Annotated in this window: 25 protein-coding genes; 11 read left to right on the forward strand and 14 right to left on the reverse strand. The window is 74.3% G+C overall.

Annotation, left to right across the window (positions count from 1 at the left end):
* Positions 1–9 precede the first annotated feature (9 nt).
* From CO540_RS09775 to CO540_RS09795, 5 genes are all read right to left on the reverse strand, one after another.
* A complete protein-coding gene (locus CO540_RS09775; RefSeq protein ID WP_099161795.1) occupies positions 10–1248 on the reverse strand; it encodes a VWA-like domain-containing protein in 1239 nt (412 codons plus the stop codon).
* Positions 1245–2489, reverse strand: a complete 1245-nt coding sequence (locus tag CO540_RS09780) for an AAA family ATPase (RefSeq protein ID WP_099164686.1) — start codon at positions 2487–2489, stop codon at positions 1245–1247. The genes CO540_RS09775 and CO540_RS09780 overlap by 4 nt, the downstream gene beginning before the upstream one ends.
* A 43-nt stretch (positions 2490–2532) precedes the next feature.
* A complete protein-coding gene (locus CO540_RS09785; protein WP_157779094.1) occupies positions 2533–3885 on the reverse strand; it encodes a hypothetical protein in 1353 nt (450 codons plus the stop codon).
* 90 nt (positions 3886–3975) lie between these two features.
* Positions 3976–4866, reverse strand: a complete 891-nt coding sequence (locus tag CO540_RS09790; RefSeq protein ID WP_099161797.1) for a hypothetical protein — start codon at positions 4864–4866, stop codon at positions 3976–3978.
* A 49-nt stretch (positions 4867–4915) separates the two neighbouring features.
* Positions 4916–5530: a dihydrofolate reductase family protein gene (locus CO540_RS09795; RefSeq protein WP_099161798.1), complete on the reverse strand. Its 615-nt coding sequence runs from the start codon at positions 5528–5530 to the stop codon at positions 4916–4918.
* A gap of 164 nt (positions 5531–5694) precedes the next feature.
* Here CO540_RS09795 and CO540_RS09800 point away from each other — a divergent pair, with 164 nt between their 5' ends.
* The 4 genes from CO540_RS09800 to CO540_RS09815 all read left to right on the forward strand — a co-directional run bounded on the left by CO540_RS09800 (position 5695) and on the right by CO540_RS09815 (position 7673).
* Complete coding sequence (locus tag CO540_RS09800; protein ID WP_099161799.1) at positions 5695–6057, forward strand: ADP-ribosylation/crystallin J1; 363 nt, start codon at positions 5695–5697, stop codon at positions 6055–6057.
* A 121-nt stretch (positions 6058–6178) separates the two neighbouring features.
* Positions 6179–6727: an SMI1/KNR4 family protein gene (locus tag CO540_RS09805; RefSeq protein ID WP_172967819.1), complete on the forward strand. Its 549-nt coding sequence runs from the start codon at positions 6179–6181 to the stop codon at positions 6725–6727.
* 41 nt (positions 6728–6768) lie between these two features.
* Entirely contained in the window at positions 6769–7152 is a 384-nt protein-coding gene (locus CO540_RS09810) for a nuclear transport factor 2 family protein (protein WP_099161800.1), read from the forward strand.
* Positions 7153–7247: 95 nt separating this feature from the next.
* Complete coding sequence (locus CO540_RS09815; RefSeq protein WP_091578872.1) at positions 7248–7673, forward strand: iron chaperone; 426 nt, start codon at positions 7248–7250, stop codon at positions 7671–7673.
* 13 nt (positions 7674–7686) lie between these two features.
* Here the strand turns inward: CO540_RS09815 and CO540_RS09820 are convergent, their stop codons facing one another.
* Both CO540_RS09820 and CO540_RS09825 read right to left on the reverse strand, forming a co-directional pair.
* Entirely contained in the window at positions 7687–8637 is a 951-nt protein-coding gene (locus tag CO540_RS09820; RefSeq protein WP_099161801.1) for an FAD-dependent oxidoreductase, read from the reverse strand.
* 179 nt (positions 8638–8816) lie between these two features.
* Entirely contained in the window at positions 8817–9560 is a 744-nt protein-coding gene (locus CO540_RS09825) for a hypothetical protein (protein ID WP_253866587.1), read from the reverse strand.
* A 159-nt stretch (positions 9561–9719) separates the two neighbouring features.
* Here CO540_RS09825 and CO540_RS09830 point away from each other — a divergent pair, with 159 nt between their 5' ends.
* From CO540_RS09830 to CO540_RS09840, 3 genes are read left to right on the forward strand one after another with little or no spacing between them, the layout of a single operon-like run.
* The gene (locus CO540_RS09830; protein ID WP_099164689.1) at positions 9720–10064 is read left to right on the forward strand and encodes a helix-turn-helix transcriptional regulator; all 345 of its coding nucleotides are present in this window, start codon (positions 9720–9722) and stop codon (positions 10062–10064) included.
* Positions 10061–10546, forward strand: coding sequence for an SRPBCC domain-containing protein (locus CO540_RS09835; protein ID WP_099161802.1), 486 nt, complete (start codon positions 10061–10063; stop codon positions 10544–10546). Before CO540_RS09830 ends, CO540_RS09835 begins: the two co-directional genes overlap by 4 nt.
* Complete coding sequence (locus CO540_RS09840; RefSeq protein WP_099161803.1) at positions 10524–10880, forward strand: nuclear transport factor 2 family protein; 357 nt, start codon at positions 10524–10526, stop codon at positions 10878–10880. The genes CO540_RS09835 and CO540_RS09840 overlap by 23 nt, the downstream gene beginning before the upstream one ends.
* A gap of 31 nt (positions 10881–10911) precedes the next feature.
* On the opposite strand, the gene CO540_RS09845 is transcribed toward CO540_RS09840, so the two are convergent.
* Positions 10912–11181, reverse strand: coding sequence for a hypothetical protein (locus CO540_RS09845; protein WP_253866589.1), 270 nt, complete (start codon positions 11179–11181; stop codon positions 10912–10914).
* 112 nt (positions 11182–11293) lie between these two features.
* Entirely contained in the window at positions 11294–11833 is a 540-nt protein-coding gene (locus tag CO540_RS09850) for an orotate phosphoribosyltransferase (RefSeq protein ID WP_253866591.1), read from the reverse strand.
* A 72-nt stretch (positions 11834–11905) separates the two neighbouring features.
* Between CO540_RS09850 and CO540_RS09855 the strand changes: the two genes are divergently transcribed.
* Positions 11906–12484: a dihydrofolate reductase family protein gene (locus tag CO540_RS09855; protein ID WP_099161806.1), complete on the forward strand. Its 579-nt coding sequence runs from the start codon at positions 11906–11908 to the stop codon at positions 12482–12484.
* Here CO540_RS09855 and CO540_RS09860 read toward each other — a convergent pair.
* On the reverse strand, positions 12466–13176 hold the full coding sequence (locus CO540_RS09860; RefSeq protein WP_099161807.1) for a helix-turn-helix domain-containing protein: 711 nt from the start codon (positions 13174–13176) through the stop codon (positions 12466–12468). The genes CO540_RS09855 and CO540_RS09860 overlap by 19 nt on opposite strands.
* Positions 13177–13213: 37 nt before the next feature.
* Entirely contained in the window at positions 13214–14116 is a 903-nt protein-coding gene (locus CO540_RS09865) for a sulfotransferase domain-containing protein (RefSeq protein WP_099161808.1), read from the reverse strand.
* A gap of 375 nt (positions 14117–14491) precedes the next feature.
* On the opposite strand from CO540_RS09865, the gene CO540_RS09870 reads away from it, so the two are divergent.
* Positions 14492–16006: a hypothetical protein gene (locus tag CO540_RS09870; protein WP_099161809.1), complete on the forward strand. Its 1515-nt coding sequence runs from the start codon at positions 14492–14494 to the stop codon at positions 16004–16006.
* Positions 16007–16290: 284 nt separating this feature from the next.
* Here CO540_RS09870 and CO540_RS09875 read toward each other — a convergent pair whose 3' ends face one another.
* Genes CO540_RS09875 through CO540_RS09885 form a run of 3 tightly spaced genes read right to left on the reverse strand, consistent with a single transcriptional unit; the run spans position 16291 to position 18946 of the window.
* Complete coding sequence (locus CO540_RS09875) at positions 16291–17607, reverse strand: hypothetical protein (RefSeq protein ID WP_099161810.1); 1317 nt, start codon at positions 17605–17607, stop codon at positions 16291–16293.
* 42 nt (positions 17608–17649) lie between these two features.
* Positions 17650–18213 carry an alpha/beta fold hydrolase gene (locus tag CO540_RS09880; protein ID WP_099164690.1) on the reverse strand — a complete coding sequence of 188 codons (564 nt, stop codon included), beginning with the start codon at positions 18211–18213 and terminating at the stop codon, positions 17650–17652.
* A gap of 19 nt (positions 18214–18232) precedes the next feature.
* Positions 18233–18946 carry a TetR/AcrR family transcriptional regulator gene (locus tag CO540_RS09885; RefSeq protein ID WP_099164691.1) on the reverse strand — a complete coding sequence of 238 codons (714 nt, stop codon included), beginning with the start codon at positions 18944–18946 and terminating at the stop codon, positions 18233–18235.
* Between the two features lie 113 nt (positions 18947–19059).
* On the opposite strand from CO540_RS09885, the gene CO540_RS09890 reads away from it, so the two are divergent.
* Both CO540_RS09890 and CO540_RS09895 read left to right on the forward strand, forming a co-directional pair.
* Positions 19060–20064, forward strand: a complete 1005-nt coding sequence (locus tag CO540_RS09890; protein WP_099161811.1) for an NAD(P)-dependent alcohol dehydrogenase — start codon at positions 19060–19062, stop codon at positions 20062–20064.
* A 95-nt stretch (positions 20065–20159) separates the two neighbouring features.
* The gene (locus tag CO540_RS09895) at positions 20160–20666 is read left to right on the forward strand and encodes a hypothetical protein (protein WP_099161812.1); all 507 of its coding nucleotides are present in this window, start codon (positions 20160–20162) and stop codon (positions 20664–20666) included.
* The last annotated feature ends 89 nt before the right edge of the window (positions 20667–20755 follow it).

A 20755-nucleotide genomic window follows, 5' to 3' on the forward strand; every position in this document is an offset into this window, starting at 1 on the left:
CCGGCGCCGTCACCTCGGCCCCGAACCGATGGTGACCACCCGCGCCCAGTCCGGCGGTGACGTCGGCACCCGGTCGCCGTGTTCGCTCCACCGGGTGCGCCGGGGAAAGAGCCCCACGACCGTCCGGCAGGCAGGCCGCGCGGCGGGCCACGGCGTCTGCCCGTCGGTCAGCACGACGACCACGTCGGGGCGGCGGCCGTCCCGCAGCGCCCGGGCGAAACCGGCACGCAGGTCCGTGCCCCCGCCACCGACCAGCGGGAGGTCCTCGGCCCGGCACAGCGCCAGCACCCGGTCGGCGGCGGCGTCACAGGACAGCACGCTCACCAGGTCACGACGGCCACCGACGGCGCGGGCGATCGCGGTGACCTCCAGCAGCGCGCTGCCCAGCTCGCTGTCGCTGACCGAACCGGAGGTGTCGACGACGACGCAGACGCGTGGCGGTCGTCGGCGCAGCGCCGGCAGGACGACTCCGGGGACGCCGGTGGACCGCCGCGACGGGCGGCCGTAGGTGTAGTCGTCGCCCGCGCCGGAGGCGGAGACCGCCGACCGGACGGCGGCGCCCAGAAGCTCCCGCCAGGGCTGCGGCGGATGGAACACCTCCTCCGCCCACCGTCGCCAGCCCCGGGGCGCGGTCCCGGGGCGGCCGGTGATGCCCTCGGCGACGCGGAACCGCACGGCGTCCCGTTCCTGCTCGGTCAGCCCGTGCGCGCCGTCCGGCCCGAGGTCCCACTCCCGGTCGAGACCGTCGGCGCCGCTGCCGCAGTCCAACCAGGCCAGGTGCTGGGTGAGCGGGCCGAGCCGGAACTGCCGCAGGTACTCCTCCATCAGCTCGCCGTCGGGCAGCCGCAGGCTGCGGGGTTCGACGGCGCCCTCGGGCTTGACCAGCCCGTCGCCGTACGCGTCGTCGTTGATCTCGCAGTCCGCGGCGATGTTGATCCGCAGCCGCTCCGCCGGCCCGGTCAGCCCCTGCTCCCGAACCACCCGGTCGCCTCGACCGTGGTGGTCCCGCAGCAGGTGGGACACCTCGTGCACCCACACGCCGGCGAGGTCCTCGACCGGCGTCCGGTCCACGAACAGCGGTGAGACGTAGCACCGCCAGTGCCGGTCCACGGCCATGGTGGGGACGCGTCGGGACTCGACCACGTGCAGCGCGAACAGCGCCGTCGCGAGGTAGGGGCGGGCCCGTGCGGCGTAGAGGCGCGCGGTGAGCAGCTTGTCCCGGTCGAGGACCGTCGCCGCGGCGGTCATCGGCGGGCTCCGGTGGTCGCCGCGACCCGCTCGGCCGTCTCGTCGGCCCGCCGGGCCAGCGACGCCACGGGCATGACCCGGTCGATCACCGCCGGCACGTCCCATTCCTCGCGGCGCAGCTTGGCCAGCGTGGCCGCCGGGACGACCACCAGGTCCGGCGCGCCGGTCTCCACCGCCCGGCCGAGCACCGTCCAGGCCGCGTCCCAGCGGGACCGGTCCGGGCGTCGGCGGACCGCCTCCACCACCGCGTCCAGCACCGCCTGGCGCAGGTCTCCCCGCTCGGGCAGGACGGCGGCCGCCGGGTCGGCCAGCAGATCCTCGGGGTCGGGCAGGTCCATCCGGTCCAGGCTGGCCAGCAGTTCCAGCCCCGGACCGTCGCCGACGGCACCCCGGACCAGGGTGGACAGCACGTCCCGGGAGGTGCCCGCCGCCTGCGCGAAGGCGATCAGCCGCAGCGCCATCTCCCAACTGCGCGGCGACGGCCACGCGCCGCCGCGACCGGCCTCGCTGGTGGGCAGCCGGTGCACCAGCGTGGGGCGCGCCGACAACAGACCGCACACCGCGCGCCGGGCGTACCCGACGGCGTCGGTCAGCCGCGCCGGGTCGAGCCGGGGCATCGTGGCGCGGGGCCACGTCCCGCCGAGACCCCGGACGACGACCTCGTGGTCGTGGCTCCACTGCAGGTGCACGAAGCGGTTGGCCAGCGGCGGGCTCAGTTCCCAGCCGTCCGCGGCCGCGCTGCGGGGGTTGGCGGCGGCCACGATCCGGACCTCCGGTGGCAGGCGCAGGCTGCCGACGCACCGTTCGAGGACGAGGCGGAGCAGGGCCGCCTGCACCGCCGGCGGGGCGGTGGACAGCTCGTCCAGGAACAGCAGCCCCCGGCCGGCGCGGACCAGGCGGACCGCCCAGTCCGGTGGCGCCATCGGCACGCCCTGGGTCGCCGGGTCGTCGCCGACCACCGGCAGTCCGGCGAAGTCGGACGGCTCGTGCACGCTGGCGATGACGGTCGTCAGGGGCAGATCCAGCGCGGCGGCGAGCTGGGTCAGCGCGGCCGTCTTGCCGATGCCGGGGGCGCCCCAGAGCAGCACCGGCAGGTCGGCCGCCACGGCGAGGGTCAGCGCCTCCAGTTGCGGATCGGGACGCGGCTCGGTGGCGGTGTCACCGAGCAGGGTGAGCAGGTCGGCGGCGACGTCGAGCTGCGTCGACGGCGGGCAGGCGGGCATGGTGGAGCGAGCAGGCATGGTGATCACCGAGGTTGTGCGGGGCCGGGTCGCGGCCGGGGGGTCAGCGGGCGTGGGCGTGGCGGGGACGGGAGCGTCGCGCCGGGGCGGTCCGCCGCCGGTCCCGCGCGGACGGGGGCGGGCAGTGCCCGGCCAGTCCGGCCCGGAACAGCCCGTGCGTGATCCGCCGCAGCGCGGCGGTCTCCAGTTCGGTCCTCAGGTCGCCGGGGCGCAGCAGCGCGTCCGGCCCGAGCAGCGCCTCGACGGTCGCCACCGCGCCGGCCAGGTCGCCGTGGTCCAGGCGCGCCCGGATCTCCGGGAGGGACCCGGGACGGCGGTGCGCCTCGTCGACGGCCCGCAGGCAGGGCAGCGGCGTGCCGGTCAGCGCGGCGAGCAGTTCCTCCCGGCGGATCTCCGCCGGGTCGTGGTCGAGCGGCGTGAGGACCCCGTCGACCAGGGCTATCCGGTGCCGGGCACCTCGGCAGGTCACCAGGCCGGGCGGGTCCGCGGGCGGACCGGCGACCGCGGGGACGGGCCGGCTCTCCGGGGCCAACGCCGACGCGACCAGCGGGTGCAGCCGCTCCGCCTCGATCAGCCCGTGGCGTAGCAGGTCCAGGTCGGGCGACGTCCAGGTCGCCGCGTCGGGCAGCGCCGGCACCTCGGCGACCCGGCCCGGCCGGACCGGTCGGGCGGTCCATCCGCCGGCCCCGTCGGCGGCCAGGAGCAGCCGACGACGCGGTCCGAGCCGCACCGACACCGCCCGACCCGCCGGGTCCTCCGTCCGCAGCAGCCTCGCCGCCTCGTCCGGCCACCGGTGCACCGCGTACCCCCGCGGCGGCACCGTCGGGCCGAACGCCGGCGCCTCGTCGGCCGGCCGGTCGGCGCCGGACCGGGTCCGCAACTCGGGGGCGCGGCGCGCGTCCCACAGGTGGCGGTGCAGGTCCAGCCGGTAGCGGCGGTCGGGGCGGGGGTGCGGGTGGGCGCGGACGTCGTCGCCCGGCCCGCTCCACACCGCCAGGCTGATCCGCTGCCCGGCGTCCGCCCAGGACGGCGGTGTCCGCGCCACCAGGTGTACGGCGCCGGCCCCGCCGGCGGGACCGTACCGCGCCAGCGAGACGGTCAGCCCGGGACGCAACAGCCCGTCCGGGGCGACCCTCGGCAGGTGCCAGCGCAGCAGGTCGGGCGCCAGATGTCGAAGGTCGGAACGGAGCCGGGCGGCCACCTCCCGACCGTGCCGGTCGGTCACCGCGCGCAGGCTCAGGTCGACGTCGACGCGTGCCGCCGCACAGGCGCCGGCCCAGTCACCGACCCGCCGACGCTCGGTCGCGGTCTGGATCATCGACGGCGGGACGGCGTACCCACGCACCCGCAGCCAGAGGGAGAGACGGGATTCCGCGTTCGCGGCCGGGGAGCGCATCAGCACTCACCTTGCGCGAACCGGGCCCCCAATCTGCACGAGAGAGTCATCGCGGTGGAGCGTAACCGCGCGCCCGCGTGACCGCCAGTGCTAATCCGCCTGTCCGACCACCAGGGAGGGCGCCGCCGGCTCGTCGCGGTCCGCACCGCGGAGGCCGACGACGAGCAGCAGGTACGCGGTGAGTTCCACCGCCACGGTCAGCGCCGGCACCGGTTGCGGCATGGCCGACGTGGGCGTGATGGCGTGCCAGGCGAACAGTTCGGTTCCCTCGCCCGGGAAGCCGGACAGCGGCACGGCGCCGATGCTGCTGTCGGTCAACGGCAGCGCGATCACCGCCAGCAGGGCCGCGCCGGCCGCCGCCAGGAGCCGGCCGTGCCCGGCCAGCAGGGCGGCCAGGGTCAGCGCGAGGGTGGCCAGGGCCACCGACGGCACCACCGCGAGGATCACGGCGGACACCGGGTCGGCGCCGTCGGCGTCGCGGGCGTGGGCCGGGTCGCCGGCGGCCAGGTCGCGCCAGATGTCGACGACCCGGACGACCGCGTACCCGACGACCGGTGCCGCCGCCGCGCCGGCCGCGACCACCCAGCGGGGCGGGACCGGGCCGCGCCACCGGAGCAGCAGCACGGCCAGCGCGCCGAGCGTCGCCCAGCAGGCGGTGAGCCCGGCGTCGAGGCCGGCCGTCAGCTCCACCCGGACCTCGTCCGGCCGGAGCACCTGCCAGCCGATGTCGGCCGAGCCCGGTTCCGGCGGCATGGTCCGCAGCGCGTCCGCGGCCAGCAGGGCCAGCGCCGCCGGCGTCACGAGCGCCGTCCGCGTCGCCCACCGACCGGCCGGGGGCCCGCCGACGAGCGCGTACGCGAGGAGCAGCACCAGGGCGAGCACCTCGGCGCCGCGCCAGACCGGCCGGGCCACCAGCACGCCGACGACGTGCAGGGCCACGCACACCACGGCGGCGCTCAGGAGCAGGGGTCCGCGACGCACCCGGCGGATCTTGTCACAGGGGACGGTCGGCCGCTGCCCCCTCGACCCGTCAGCTACCGGCCGGTACCTGGTCCTTGATGTCGTCGTAGCCGACCGCGCCGGGCGCCTCGGCCGGCGCGTAGATCACCCGGATCACGCCGGTCGGGAACACCTCGGTCGCGGTCACCCGCAGGTGGTAGGCGCCGTCGCCGTCGTCGAACAGCCGACGGCCCTTGCGCGCCGCGACCGGGTGGATCAGCAGCCGCAGTTCGTCGACCAGACCGGCGGCGAGCAGCTGCTGCACCACCGAGATCGAGCCGGGGATCAGAATGCCCTTGACGCCGGCGTCGGCCTTCAGCGCGGTCACGGCGTCGACGAGGTCGCCGTCGACCAGCTCCGAGTTGCGCCAGGAGAACTCCAGCGGCTGCCGGGACACGACCACCTTGCGCATGTCGCCGAGCTGCTTGGCGAACGGCGCGTCCTCGCCGCCGGCGGCCTCCCGGTCGGGCCACGCGCCGGCGAAGCTGTCGTAGGTCTCGCGCCCGATGAGCAGCACGTCGGAGGTGTCGTAGTCCTCCGTCACGGCGCGGCCCATGTTGTCGTCGAAGTAGGGGAAGTGCCAGTCGGGGTCGATCTCGGCGACGCCGTCGGCCGAGATGAACAGCGTGGAGATGACCTTGGCCATCGCAGTGCTCCTTTGCGTCGGGGATGTCGACGGGTTGACCGCCGCAGCATGCCAAACTCATCGGCCGCGACGGGGGACGTCGGCGCCGGGCGCCGCCCAAAGCCGTCGCGTCGGGCGAGGGGCCACCGGTACGGTGCCACGACCGACCATGGAAGGGGCACGAGGTGACGGAGACGACGACGCTGTGGCGCCCGACGGGACCGCAGGAGCTCGACCTCGTCCGCGCCTCCGGTTGGCGCGCCTGGCCGCCGCGGCTGCCGGACCAACCGATCTTCTACCCGGTGCTCAACGAGCAGTATGCCGTCATGATCGCCCGGGACTGGAACGTGCCCGCCTCCGGCGTCGGCTACGTCACCCGCTTCCACGTACAGCGCGCCTTCGCCGCCCGCTACCCGGTCCGGCAGGTCGGTGGGCGGGACATCCTGGAGCTCTGGGTGCCGGCCGAGGACCTCGACGAGTTCAACCGGCACATCGTCGGACCCATCGAGGTGATCCACGAGTTCCGGTCGGAGCAGCGGGCGGGCTGACCGGCAGTGGACGGCGGTGCACGGTCGGTCCGGATTGGACACCTGCTGGCCGCACGACCTCAGGCGTCCCGGTCCGCCGCTCGTCGCGGACTGTCGGACCGTTCCGGCATGATCAACGGCCGTGACCGATCACTCGCTTCTGCTTGACCGCCTCACCCGTCGGGTCCGCGCGGACGAGCCCGAGTCGCCGCTGCCCCCGCCGCTCTCCGCCGCCCGGATCGCCGAGGCCGAGCGCAGGCTGGGCTTTCCGCTGCACCCCCTGCTGGCCCTGATCTACCGGGAGTTCGCCAACGGCGGGTTCGGGCCCGACTACCAACTGCTGAGCCTGGTCGACGGCCCGACCGACGAGCAGGCGGTCGACTCCTATCTGGAGGCCCGCGCGGCCGACGGGGGCAGCGACTGGGCCTGGCCCGAGGGGGTCCTGCCGATCCTCGACTGGGGCTGCGGCATGTACGCGTGCGTCGACTGCCGCACCGAGGAGGGCACGGTGCTGCTCTTCGAGCCGAATCCCGGCGATCCGGACCTGGCCTGGTGGGTGGACTCGCCGAGCCTGGCGCAGTGGCTCGACCACTACGTCGAGGACACCGGCTGGTGGGTACGCGCGGAGGACGGCGACGACGTGGGCGAGATGCCGCCGTGGCCGCACGCCCGGGCCCGCGCCGCCGGGTGACGGCACCCGGGTCTGTCGGTGGGGCCTGCCACGATGCCGGCATGGAGCCGACGGAGGTCGTTCAGGAGTTGTGGGACCGGATGCAGGCCCGTGACTGGGTCGGGCTCGGCGAGTTGCTGGCCGACGATCTGGTGGTGGAGTGGCCGGTCAGCGCCGAGCGGATCGTGGGGCGGGACAACTACGTCCGGATCAACGCGGAATATCCGGAGGGCTGGTCGATCCGGGTGCTCCGGATCGTGGCCGACGGGGGCTCGGTGGTCTCCGAGGTCGAGGTCCCGCACGATGCCGTGGGGCTGCACCGCGTGGCGTCGTTCTGGACGGTGCGGGACGGCCGGGTGATCGACGGCCGGGAATACTGGACCTGTCCGGGTTCGGATCCCGCGCCGGCGTGGCGGGCCCGCTGGACACAGCGGGCGGGCAGCTGATCAGGAATCGAGAAGCGGCCGGCCGGCGCCACGCCATACCGTTTCCCTCGGGCGGTCGGCACCACGCGGACCGCGGTTGACGAGGGGGAATCGAGATGTCCGAGGGCTTCAGCGCCGAGGAGCGCGCCGCGATGAAGGAGCGCGCCGCCGAGCTGCGCGCCGAGGGGAAGAAGGGCGCCAAGAAGGCGGACGAGTTGCAGGCGCTGCTCGACCGGATCGCGCAGATGGCGCCGGACGACCGCGAGCTGGCCGAGCGCGTGCACGTGACGATCACCGCCGCCGCCCCGGAGCTGTCGCCGAAGACCTGGTACGGCATGCCCGCGTACGCCAACGCGGCCGGCAAGATCGTCGTCTTCTTCCAGGACTCGGGGAAGTTCAACTACCGCTACTCGACGGTGGGTTTCCAGGACGCGGCCAACCTCGACGAGGGTGACCTCTGGCCGGTGGCGTACGCCCTGACCAGGTGGAGCCCGGAGGTGGAGAAGAAGCTCGCGGAGCTGGTGCGGGCGGCGGTCTCCTGACGCCGCCGCCCCGCTAGGCCGGCGGCGCGCCCAGGGCCAGCGCCGCGGCGTCGCGGGCACAGCCCCAGGACAGCATCACGCCGTTGCCCGCGTGACCGTAGTTGTGCACGACGAGCGCACCGCCGCGCCGCTCGGCCTCCACCCGGGGCGCCGCGCGGCCGGGGCGCAGCCCGACCGTGTGCTCCAGCACCTCGGCGCCGGCCAGGGCGGGCTCGATCGCGGCGCACCGCGCGAGGATGTCGGCCGCCTCGGCCGGGTCGGGGGTGGTGTCGTCGCTGCGCCGCTGCGCGCCGCCGAGCACCACGTGGTCGCCGTGCGGGAAGATCGACGCCCAGGTCGGCGCCATCGGCGCCTCCATGAAGAACCGGTCGAGTCCAGGGTTGCGCACCACGATCCGGGGGCCCCGCACCGGGTGCAGGTCGGGATCGCCGGTCAGGGCCCGCGCCGCCAGCCCGGTGCAGTTGACCACCACCGGGGCCAGGACCGCCGCCTCGTCGAGCGAGCCGACCGGCTCCTCGCGGACCGCACCGCCCGCCTCCCGGAGGCGGCCCAGGAGGTATGCCAGGTAGACCGGCATGTCGACCAGGGGCAGCCGGACGGCGAACGCGGTGCCGAACCCGGCCGGCCGCTCGTCGTCGGCGAGCGGCCGGAAACCCGGCGTCCGCTCGGCGAACGGGGGCGTGGCCCCGGCGGGTCGGGCGGCGAGCGTGCCGTCCCGCACCGCCACGCCCGGCATCGACTCGGTGCACAGCACCCGCAGCGTCTCGTCGGTCCACGCGTGCTGCGGGTCGTCGGGCGGCGACAGGTTCGGCCCGACCATCGCCGAGGCCAGGGCCGAGGTCGTCCGCGCGGGCGGCGCGGCGGTGCGCACGAGGACCCGGGCGCCGCCCTCCGCCAGCCGGATGCCGGTGCTGAGGCCGATCACGCCGGAGCCGAGGACGACGACGTCCGGACGTACGGTCATGGCGGACCTCCATCCACTCGGCGGCACGGGCCGCGACGCCCATTCTGTCCGGTGCGAATCCACCCGTCTGTCCCCCGATCCTCGCGGTGGGCCCTCCTCCGGTCGGGGTCGCCGGTGGCGTCGCGTATCTGCTCCTACGCCGGGTGGCCGGCGCCGGCGCCGCTGGGGCCCGGTCGGTCTCACCGCTGCCAGGAGTCGAGGCTCCGGACGGTGGCGCGGGCGAAGTCGTCGGTGAGGTCGGGGTTGTTGCTGGTGCCCTCCCAGCCCTGGTCGTGCACGACGGACACCGCGTCCGCCACCTTGACCACCGTGATCTGGCTGGTGGCGGTGCCGCCGGTGCGGGTGCCGTCCAGGCCGGTCGCCGGCCGGGTCAGCGTCACCAGCAGGGCGTCGTCGCCCACGCCCGCCATCGGCTCCGACCGGACGGTGACGGTGACCTCCGACTGCGGGAAGCTGCGGCACGACGTCACCGCCGCACGGACGCGGCGGAGATAGTCCGTGGCGCCGGTGTCCTCGAACGCGAAGACGGTCTGGTGGAGCGTGCCGTAGGGAACGTTCTCGGGCCGGTCCGTCGGCTGCTTGTAGATGGCGGTCATGGCGGCGCTCGCGGTGACCGAACGCCCGCCGCTGGCGAACTCCTCGGCGCACAACCGGGGCAGGGCGTCGGTCACCTCCATCGGCTGCGAGGCGCTCTTGCGCAGGTCGCCGGGAAGGTCGACGAAGGCGGACCGGGGAATCGTCACGGGCCCGCGGCCGGATGACGAGGGCGAGGGCGTGCCGGAGGTCGTCGGTGTCGGGGCAGGCGTGGAGGTCGGGCCCTGTCCCGCGTCGCCCCCGCCGTCGGCACACGCGCCGGCCAGCAGCGCGGTGGCGAGCAGCGGCAGACCCAGCAGTCGTCGGTTGCGCCGTCCCGGTTCCGTCACATCGACCTCCGTGTCGCGCCGTCCCCTCGACCTGCCCGATGCCGCTGCGCGCGAAACCGGCACCTGCTGTCCCAACGCGCCGGCGGCACCTGGCGCCACGCCGAACTCGATAGGAAAACATACGCTTGCACAAACGGGCGTTTGTTGTACGGTGACGGCATGCCCTCCCCCGCCACGTCGGATCCGGACCTCGACCACGCCTTCGCCGCCCTCGGCGACCCGGTGCGTCGCGCGCTGGTCACCCGGCTCGCCCGCGGCGAGGCCACCGTGGGCGAGCTGGCCGAGCCGTTCGACCTGACCCCGCAGGCGATCTCGCACCACGTCGGGGTGCTGCGGCGCTGCGGCCTGGTCGAGCAACGACGCGACGGCACCCGGCGGCCGTGTCGGCTCCGGGTCGACCAGCTCGCGCTGCTCGGCACCTGGATCGACGACCAGCGCCGGACGTGGAACGACCGGCTCGACGCCCTCGACGCCCACCTGGGCGGCCGGACGGACCCGCGATGACCGCCCGCGCCGAGCGGCACGGCGACGAGTTGATCGCCCACCGCCGCCTCGCGGCCGGGCCCGACCGGGTCTGGGCGGCCTTCACCTCGCCGGCGAGCATCGCGGCGTTCTGGGGCGGCTCGCACGCCACCGTGCCGCCCGGGTCGGTGACCGTCGACCTGCGTCCCGGCGGGGAGTTCACGCTGGACACCCGCGCGCCGGACGGCCGGACCCGACGACTCCGCTTCGTCTACGTGAGCGTCACCGCGCCGCACGAACTCGTCTTCGACGAGCCGGTCACCGGCCTGCGCACGACCGTCACGCTCCGGCCCGCCGGCGACGGCACGGAGCTCACCGTCCACCAGCGACGGCTACCTCCCGCGCTCCGCACCGACCAGGCGGCCGACGGGCTCGCCGCGATCCTGGACGCCCTCGCCGCCCACCTGCGCGACGACGAGCCATCCGAGAAAGGTGACGAGAATGTCCCGACCGAGCCAGCGTGACCTGGTCGCCGAGTATTTCGCCGGCTTCCGGGCGAGCGACCACCGACGCATCCTCGCGACGCTCACCGAGGACGTGGAGTGGGTCATCCACGGCCACCGCACCACCCGGGGCCGGGCGGAGTTCGACGGTGAGATCGAGAACCCGGCCTTCACCGGCAGCCCACGACTCGACGTCCAGCGGGTGCACGAGGACGGTCCGGTCGTCGTGGCCACCGGCGAGGGTCGGGGGATCAGCGTCGAGCACGGGCCGTTCCGCTTCGCCTTCAACGACCTGTTCACCTTCCGCGACGGCCTCATCGCCCGCGTCGACTCCTACGTGGTCCCGCTGCCCTGACCCGCACCGACCCGGCTGCTCGGGGCCCGCCTCAGTGGCAGACCGTGAGCAGCCTCGCGGCGAGGCAACAGGCAACGGTCAGGGCCAGCAGGACGGCGGCGACGGCCCGCAGCGCCACCTCCCCCGCGCCCCGGTTCCGCCAGGCCACCGGCAACGCCTGCTCCACCAGCACCGCCGCCAGCCAGGCGAGGAGGACCAGCAGGAACGCGAGGTCGTACCGCTCGTCGCCGAAAGCGCTCGCGTTCCCGCTCCCGCCGTAGTTGGGGCAGTCCCGCGCGTCGAGGACCGGGTCGAGGATCACCAGCGCGACCGCGACCGCGATGCCGCCCCCGACCAGCGACCGGAAGCCACCGGCCCACGCCGGCCGCCGGCCGTCACCCCCTCGCCGGGCGCTCCCGACCGCTCGCCCGTGGTCACGACGCCGGTGTCCGCCCGCTCCGGTCGAGATCCGCGCGGGTGAACAACGCGTGCAGCGTGACGCCCTCGGCGGCCAACGCCTCCGCCCCGCCCTCCTGGCGATCGATCACACAGACGGCGGCGTCGACCCGGGCGCCCAGGTCGCGCAGGTCCCGGGTGGAGAGCACGACCTGCCCGCCCGAGGTCACCACGTCCTCCACCACGAGCACGGTCCGGCCGTTCACCGCCGCGCCCTCGGCCAGGCGGGCCGTCCCGTAGGACTTCGCCGTCTTGCGCACGAACGCGCAGGGCAGGCCGGTGTGGCGACCCAGCGCGGTCACCACCGCGATGCCCCCCATCTCCAGGCCGGCCAGCACCTCGGTCCCGTCCGGCACCAGGTCGGCCATCCGCTCCGCGAGCCCGTCCAGCAGCACCGGGTCCGCCTCGAACTGATACTTGTCGAAGTATTCGTGGGCGACCCGGCCGGACCGCAGGGTGAAGTCACCGGTGAGTCGGGCGGTGGCCACGACCTGACGCGCGAGATGGTCACGTTTCACGCCACGGATCCTGGCACGCGACTGTCGTTTCCGTACAAGACAGGGGCGTGCGCGGATTCCTAGCATGGCCGCATGCGTGATCTTGTGTACACCGGTTTCATGTCCCTGGACGGCGTCGTGGACTCCCCCGGCGGCGGGCCGGGCGAGGACCACCGCAGCGGCGGGTGGGTGGTCAAGGACATCGAGTTCTCGCCGGAGGCCTTCTCGCTCAAGGGCGAGGAACTCGCGGACACCACGGCGCTGATGTTCGGCCGGCGCAGCTACGAGGCGTTCGCGCCGACCTGGCGCGACTCGGAGGACCACGCCCCCTACCGGGAGCTGCCGAAGTACGTGGTCTCCACCGGCCTGGCCGAGGACGCCCTGGTCGACGGCTGGGGCCCCACGACGGTCCTGCGCTCGACCGACGACGTCGCCGCGCTGAAGCGGGGCGAGGGCGGCGCCATCTTCATCCACGGCAGCGCGGAACTCGCCCGCCGCCTGTCCGAGGCCGGCCTGATCGACCGCTACCACCTGCTCGTCTTCCCGGTGCTCCTCGGCGCCGGCAAGAGCCTGTTCGGCCAGGCCGACCGGGACAAGCAGCTGCTGCGGCTGCGGGACTCCGCCACCTACCCGAACGGCATCGTCAAGCTGATCTACGACGTCACCCGCTGACCGAGGTCCAGGGCGATCGCGCCACCGTCGCCCGCGCGTAGCTGCCGCGCCGTGCGCCCCACGTAGCGGCGCAGCGCGCGGGCCAGGTGCGGCTCGTCGACGTACGCGAGCCGCACCACCGCCTCGGCGACCGGGATGCCGGCGGCCAGCAGCGCGGCGGCCTCGCGGGCCCGCTCGATCTGCCGGACCGCGCCCTGGGTCAGCCCGGTCGCGGCCCGGAACCGGCGCTCCACGGTACGCGGGGAGGCGTACGGCGGGTCGCCCCGACGCACCTCGGCCACCAGCGGGTCCCGGACCACCGCGCCGGCCCGCACGAGCCGGTCGACCAGGGCTTCCGCGTCGTCCGGGCCGGGCGTCTCCCACCGGGCGCCGTCGAGCCGGAACGTGTGGCGGGTGACGTCGGGCAGCTCGGCGCCGCGGTCCACCAGGGCCGGCGTGGGAACGATCCGCAGCGCCGTGCCCACGGCGAACTCGATGCCGACGAAGGTCGCACCCTCCGGCACCGGCGCCGTGCCGGTGCCGGTCTCCGGACCGGAGACGCTCGCGTACGCCCGCCCGTCGCGCTGCCAGAAGACCAACCCCCAGCACGGGGTCGCCACCGAGGTCATCTCCGCGACCCGGTCGCTCGCGCAGGTCCAGACGGTGTCGACCCACGCGGAGTCGGACGCCCGGGTGGTGAACCGCAGCTCCACGGCAGGAGGATACGGCGGCCGTCGCCGCGTCGTCGCCCTACCGGGCGGCCGGCTCCTGGCCGTTGCGCCGGTCGGTCGCCCCGTCCCGGGAGGGGTAGCCGAGCACCTCGGCGAGGTCACCGGCCGCCCGGAGGTAGGCGGCGTGGATGTCGTCGTCGAAGTGGTTGCGCCAGTCCCCGGCCGCGCCCTTGCGGTAGTGGGAGATGCGCCCGGGGGTCTCCTTGTCCTTCTTCATCTTCGTGAAGCTGTAGCGGGCCAGGAGCGCCTGCAGCTCGGACGGCGGCAGGACGATCCCGCAGTGGCGCATCAGACGGTCGACCTCCTCCGCCTGCCCCTCGCCGGTCAGGTCCTCGTAGCGGAACAGGCGGAACGTCTCGGACGGCGGCGCCACCGCCCAGGACCGCATCTGCCCGAACTGCTTCTTGTCCCGGAGGCGGTCGATGACGTACAGCATCCCCTCCTTCTTCGGCAGTTCCTGAAGGGCCTTGCGGGCCTGCGGGATGTCACCCATCGGGGCGTGCGAGTTCCGCAGCGAGAAGTAGCTCGACACGACCACGTCACGCGGGTCGCGGATCACGAAGAACGCCCGGTACGTGCCGGCCTTCGGGACGGCCTCGAAACGCTTGTGGGAGAGGAAGATGGCCAGGCCCACCCGGCCGGCCGGGACGGGCGCGGTGGCGCCGCCCTTGTAGAAGCGCGGGTCGTAGGGCAGCAGACCGGAGTGCCGGTAGACGGTCGGATCGCTGAACAACGCCTTGATCCACTGACTGCCGGTCTTCCGGACGGTGCAGTGGAAGATGTTGTCGAATTCATTTCGGGCGACCACCGGAACGGAAAGCCGCATGCGCGCGTTGCGCGCGTCCATCTGCGCCCGCCGGGCCGCGACGCGCATGGAATTCGGCGTATTGTGCTTGGCAAATTCGACAGCGCGATTGATCACTTTTCCAAACCCAATCCGCACCCTGCGGCGCAGGGGCAACACGGCGTTTTCCGCGCGCGTCGCGCAGGTGGGATCCGCAGTCCCCGCCTGCTCCGCCTGCGCCCCGACGCGCCGCTAGGAATATCCCCGACCGTCCAATTAATGTCAATCCCGACAACCTGGGAGTCGGCTGAAAATCCGCAATTTCCATAGGAATTGCGGGAGACGACTCCCGGGTCGACGAGTGCGCCGCCCCCTGCGGCACAGCGGCGAGCGAGCCGAAATCGCTGGACGTCCCACGTGGGCCGAGCTGATACTGGCCGGCTGGTCTGCCTGACCGGCGCTCGGGGGCCGGTCGCGCCCACGAGGCGGTCGTGGGAGAGGCGAGGTGACCCGGTGGCAGCCGAGAAGCGCTCGGAGATCGAGATCCTGCGCCGGCTGCACCGCGGGCTCCGCGAGCGTCGGCCACCGCAGGACGTCGTGCTCGACCTCGTGGAACTCGGGGCGGAGCGGTGGTTGAGCGCGGCGGGCGCCCGTGACCTCTACGCGATGATGCGCCACGAGCGGGCCCGACGAGCGGCGGAGCCGTGGACGCGGTGGGAGGGCCCGGTGGGTTCGTCGATGCCGACGACCTGGCGGCACCATCCAGGGCTCGCGCGGGCGTACGCGACGGCCGCCGTCGCCGTCACGACGGTCGCGGTCGACGCGGGACGTCCGGTCCCCCGGGACGCGGACCCGGCCGATCCGGCGTCCCTGCGCGAGTGGCTCGGTGCGGCGCTGGCGCTGCTCGGCCTGCCCGACGACGAGCCGCCGCCGGCCCGTTCGAGAGTCCCACGCCGGCCGGCGGCGGTGACCTGGTCCGGCGGCACGTACCACCGTCGCGGGAAGCCACGGGGCGCACGGGGCGAGCGGGGTGGGCACGTCGACGCGCGGGATCGGATGGATGCCGCCACGCGCCGGGAGCGCCTGCCGGGTGTGTCGGTCCGGGCGTACCGGCGCGCGGTCCGGGTCGTGCTGCACCTGCAACAGCGCACCGACGTCCTGGCCGCCGAACGCGACCGGGAGGCCGCGGTGGCGTTCGGCAAGGCGCGGCTGGCGCACCTGGTGACCGAGGAGGACTTCGTCGCATGTCCGGCCACTGCCGCCTTCACCGCCTACTACGTGGCCCGGTTGGCCATGCGGACGCGGTTCACGTCGGGGCGTCAGACCCGGCCGATGGACACGTTGGCGGAGGAGTTGCTGTCCGGGGCGCTGGCCGCGCCGACGCTGCGGCCCCGGGTGCTGGCCTCGGTGCTCACCCGCTGGCGGGTGCTGGACCTGCTCGACGACGCGCAGTGCGGCGAGCTGATGGGCCGCTACTACGAGCAGCTCGCCGCGTCGGCGCGGTTGCTCCGGGCCGGCTTCGACCCGCACCGGGACCCCACCCACATGATCATGCGAATGGGTGACGACACCTCGACCTGGAACATCGCCTCGCGGGCGTTCAACCAGGCCCGGACCGGTTGGCTGAATCTGACCCGCGCGCTCGGGTACGACGACGTGGTGGAGGCGAGTTGCCCGGGCAAGGTGCCGGCACTCGTGGCGTCGGATGTGGCAGCGTGGCACCGGCTGGACGGGCACGACCAGCACGTGGACGTCAAGGTCTGGGCCGAGCTGCCCTATCCGTGGGATGTCGTGCTGGGTGACGACGAGTGCCCCGCCGAGCTGGTCCGGCAGGCGTGCCGACGGCACGGTATCGACCCGGAGGCGGACGGCTGGACGCAGCCGTACCGGCAGGACCTGGCGGAGCTGCCGGCGCCGGACCTGGTGCACGGGGTGACGGTGTCCTCGCCGTTGCTGGCGGGGGCACTGCGACGGATCGGCGTGTTCTCCGGGCAGGCGCAGTCCGCCGGGACGTCGCCGGGGCGGTGAGGAATGGCCTTGCGGCGGGCGGGCCCGATCGGTGAAGCTGTCCGCGCACGGCGGTAGCTCAGAGAGCCGGAGGAGGCTCCGGCCCGGCAGAGCGGGCGGCTCACCGACCTTCCGCCCCGTCCCCGTTTCGACCACGGGTCGCCGTGCTCGTCGGCCCGGCGCGCGGTCGGTCTCCGCCCGCGCGCCGGCCCCGGGCCTTACGTCGGCGTCCCGTCAGGAGCGGCACCTGGGACGCCGAGCTGCCCGCCACCACCGGGTGACGGGCCGCTCGGACGACGTTCCGGTCAGCAGTTGCGCAGGCAGCGCACGAAGAGGTGCTCGTGACCGTCGCCCGGGTCGACGCCCAGGTCGGTGGCGCTGGACCGGAAGACCACGCGGCTGCCGTTGGCCGAGGCGACCCCGTCGAAGCTCGCGCGGTTGCCGGTCGTGCCGTCGGCGCCGGCGCTGACCGCGGTGGTCCGGCCGGTGCTGAGGTCCCGCACGAACACGTCGTTGGTGTTGCCGTTGACGTCCCGGGCGACCAGGTCCGTGGCCTCGGAGTAGAACGTCACGTACCGGCCGCCGGCGGTGAGCCGACCGGAGTAGCTGAAGCTGTCGCCCGCGCCGGTGCCCCTGCGGTTGGCGGTCACCAGCGTGGTCGTGTCGGCGATCAGGTCGCGGACGTAGACGTCGCCCCGGTCGTTGGTGTCCGCCGCGACGTACGGCGAGGACGACTCCCAGGAGACCCGGGTGCCGTCCCGGTTGATGCTCGGATTCGTCGCGTCCAGGAGGCCGTCGCCCGTGGCCGGTCGGTTCGCCCGGACGGTGGCACCCGAGACGAGGTCGTGCACGAAGACGCCGGTGCTGGTGCCGCCGTCGCCGACCCAGTCACCGGCGCCGCTGAACACGACTCTGGTGCCGCTGCCCGAGATGGCGACCTGGAACGCCGACAGGTCCGTCCCGCCGTCGGCCTGGACGCTGACCCGGGTGGTCCGGCCGGTCCGCGTGTCGTGGACGAACGCCGCCTGACCGTTCAGCGGGGCGCCCGCGTCGTCGACCTCGCCGTACGCCGTCGTGATGAACGCGACCCAGCGACCGTTGTCGGAGATCGTGGCGGCGCTGCTCAGGCCCCGGATCTGCCGGCCGCCCGCGAAGACGCTGGCCCGGGTGGTGACGCCGGTGTCGCGGTCGTGGACGAAGACGTCGCGCTCGTTGTTGGTGTCGCCGGGGACCAGGTTGGACGCGTACGAGGTGAAGGCCACGTACCGGCCGTTGCCGGAGACGGCGGCCGTGTACTCGGCCCAGTCGTCGGCCGGCTGCCCACCCGTGCCCCCGCTCACCAGCGTGGTCGTGCCGGTGAGCGTGTCCCGGACGAAGATGTCGGTGGCGTCGTTGACGTCGCCGGGGACCAGGTTGTCCGAGGTGGAGGCGAACGCCACGTATCGGCCGTCGTCGGAGATGTCGGAGCCGCCGACCCCACCGTTGCCGGGTGCGCCGTCCGGCGCGGCGTCGATCAGGGTGAGCGTGCCGGGCTCGGCCGCGTACGCCGGCACGGGAGTGAGGATCAGGACGGCGAGGCCGGCGGTGGCCAGGCAGGCCCGGGTTCTCCTGGGGGTGCGCATGGCCGCAGATGCTAGCGATCCGGGACGGTCGGTGATGCCCCGTCAGGCCACTTCGGACCGTCGGATCGCCTCCGCCACCGCGCCGAGGTCGTCGTTCATCTGGTGGTCCGCCCCGGGCAGCCGGTGCACCCGGGCCTGCGGGACGGCACCGGCCCAGAGGTCGGCGTGCGACGGCGGGGCGGTCTCGTCGCGCAGCCCGTGGAAGACGTGCACCGGCACGTCGCGTGGCAGTCGCGCGCCCAGGTCGGGTGGCAGCGTGAACTCGTCGCCGGGCCACCCGCCCGGGCCGACGAACGGGGCGGCGATCAGCACGACTCCCCCGAGTGCCCGCTCCGGCGCCCGTTCGGCGAGCGTGTTGACCAGGATCGTCCCGCCCACCGAGTGCCCGACGACGATCACGCCGTCGTCCAGGGTGGTCAGCTCCCGCCGGACGGCCGCGCTCCACGCGGCGTACGTCGGGTCGTCCTCGTCGGGCATGCGGGGGTAGCGGATCTCGTAGCCCGTACCCAGCTCCCGCCGCAGGCTGTCGACCAGCTTGTCGTCCCACTCGTCGTGCGTGCCGGCGCCGGCGCCCTGGACGAACAGGATCTGCCGTGGCTGCGTCACCACACCCTCCCCGGATCGCTCAACGTCGGCCGTGCGACGTCCATCCTCGCCGGTGCAGCCGTTCGACGCCGTCCAACAGCAGGTCCAGCGCGAACTCGAACTCGAACTGGTCGTCGCAACCCGACCCCACGACGGAGTCGTCGTCGTGCGACGCCGCCGCCGCGACCGCGGCGAGGTGCGGGAAGCGGGCGGCGGCCTCCGGGGGCAGGGCGGCCGGCGGGCCGGACTCGACGGCGCCGGAACGCCCGGCGCGCCGGGCGTCGTCGAACAGCTCCTGACTGAAGCCCAGGACCCGGCTGCCCATCGCGTGCATCACGTGGTGGGTGAGGTCGACCGAGAGGCCGCCGGCCCGCAGCGTCCCGACCACCGAGTCGAGGTACGCGAGGACGGCGGCCGTCGCCATGTTCCGTGCCTCGATCGCGAGGGGCGCCCAGGGGTGGCGACGCATCACCTGTCGCGCCGCGAGCACGCGGCGGCGCAGCGCGGGCTTCCAGTCGGTGTCGGGCTCCGGCGGCTCGATCTCGCCGACCACGACGTCGATCATGCCGTCGAACAGTTCGTCCTTGTTGGCCACGTGCTTGTAGAGCGCCATCGGCACGACGCCCAGGTCCTGGGCGAGGTTGCGCATGCTGAGCGACTCGATCCCGGCCCCGTCGGCGAGCGCGACGGCGGCGCGCAGGATCCGGTCCCTGCTCAGCGGCGCGCGGCGCAGCACCTCTGCCTGCTCGGCCATCTCGTCCCCGTCCTCCGGTGGCGGTGTCTGCACCCTAACCGTCTTGACAGGTGTACGCCGTACACCCATCCTGACAAGGCAGGTGTACGCCGTACACCGAGGGAGGAGTCACGATGAAGGCGATCGTCCAGGACCGGTACGGCCCACCGGAGACCCTCACGCTCGCGGAGGTCGACACGCCGACGCCCGCACCCGACGAGGTGCTGGTGCGGGTCGAGGCCGCCGCGCTCAACGCCTACGACTGGCACGCCGTGCGGGGCGACCCGTGGCTGGCACGCCTGTCGATGGGACCGGCCCGACCCCGGGCCCGCATCCGTGGCCGCGACGTCGCCGGCCGGGTCGAGGCGGTCGGCGCGCGGGTGCGCAGGTTCCGCCCGGGCGACGCCGTCTTCGCCGACCTGGGTGACGCCAACGGCGCGTTCGCCGAGTACGCGTGCGTGCCCGAGGACGTGGTCGCGCCGTCGCCGACGAACCTCACCCCGCAACAGGCGGCCGCCCTGCCGCTGGCCGGCACCACCGCGCTGATGGGGCTGCGCGACGTCGGGCGGGTCGAGCCCGGCCACCACGTCCTCGTCAACGGGGCGTCCGGCGGCGTCGGCACCCTGGCGGTCCAGCTGGCCAAGGCGTTCGGCGCCACCGTCACCGGCGTGTGCAGCACCCGCAACGTCGACCTGGTCCGCTCGCTCGGCGCCGATCACGTCGTCGACTACACCCGGGCGGACTTCACCCGCCACGGGCGCCGCCACGACGTCCTGCTCGATCTGGTCGGCAACCGCTCGCTCCGTGCGCTCCGCCGGGCGCTGACCCCCACCGGGACGCTGGTGCTCTCCGGTGGCGGCGTCTACCGCGGCGGCAACCTCGTCGGCCCGGTGTGGCTGATCGCGCGCGGACGCCTGTCGGCGCCGCTGGTCCGGCACCGCGTCGCCGTGCTCACCGCGACGCCGAGCCGGCCTCACCTCGACCTGCTGCGCGCCCACGTCGAGGCCGGCCGTCTCACCCCGGTGGTCGACCGCACCTATCCGCTCGACGAGGTGCCGGAGGCCATCCGCTACCTGGAGGGCGAGCACGCGCGGGCGAAGGTCGTCATCACCGTCGGGAGCACGCGGACCGGCGGGTGAAACGGGTCACCGGAATCGGGACGACGGCGGGGCCGCCCGACCGCCTAGCGTGAGTGCCACACGGTCCGCTGGCTCCCGACCCGCCGGAGAGGACGATGACCGGTCGACCCACCCCCGTCCCGCCGCCCTCGGCGGCTCCTCCCCCTCGCCGGCTCCTCGCGCGGCTCAAGGCGCTGCCGCTGCCCGGCTTCGTCCTGGTCCACCTGGCGCTCTACTGCGCGTTCCTCGGCATCGGCACCGTCGTCGGCTACCGCCGGCTGGCGAACGACCCGAGCGTCGAGGGGTTCGTGGTCGAGGCGACCCTCGCCGCCGCGTACATCGGGCTGGCCTCGGTCCTGCCGTTCGCGGTCGCGCTCGGGGTGCTCTTCCTGTTCCGCGACGTCGGACCCGTCTGCTTCCGGGCGGCCGCCGTGGTGCTGTGCTGCCTGCCGTCCGTCTGCACGCCCGAACCGCGGCAACTCGCCTACTACCTGCCGATCCAGGTGCTGGTGGCGCTGCTGGTCAGACAGCCGTACGACCCGGACCGGGACCGGGTGGGGGTCCATCACCAGGGGTCCGGGACGGGCGCCCCACCGCCGATCGGCGGCCCACCCGGTCGATGAGATGTTGATACATTCGCGCTTCGCCAAGCGTCGACAAGAGGATTGAGCATGTCCGACACGGGGGCCGGATCGGAATTCGGATCGACGGA

Origin of the sequence: Micromonospora sp. WMMA2032, assembly GCF_002688545.1 — a bacterium.
Lineage (GTDB): Bacteria > Actinomycetota > Actinomycetes > Mycobacteriales > Micromonosporaceae > Micromonospora > Micromonospora sediminicola.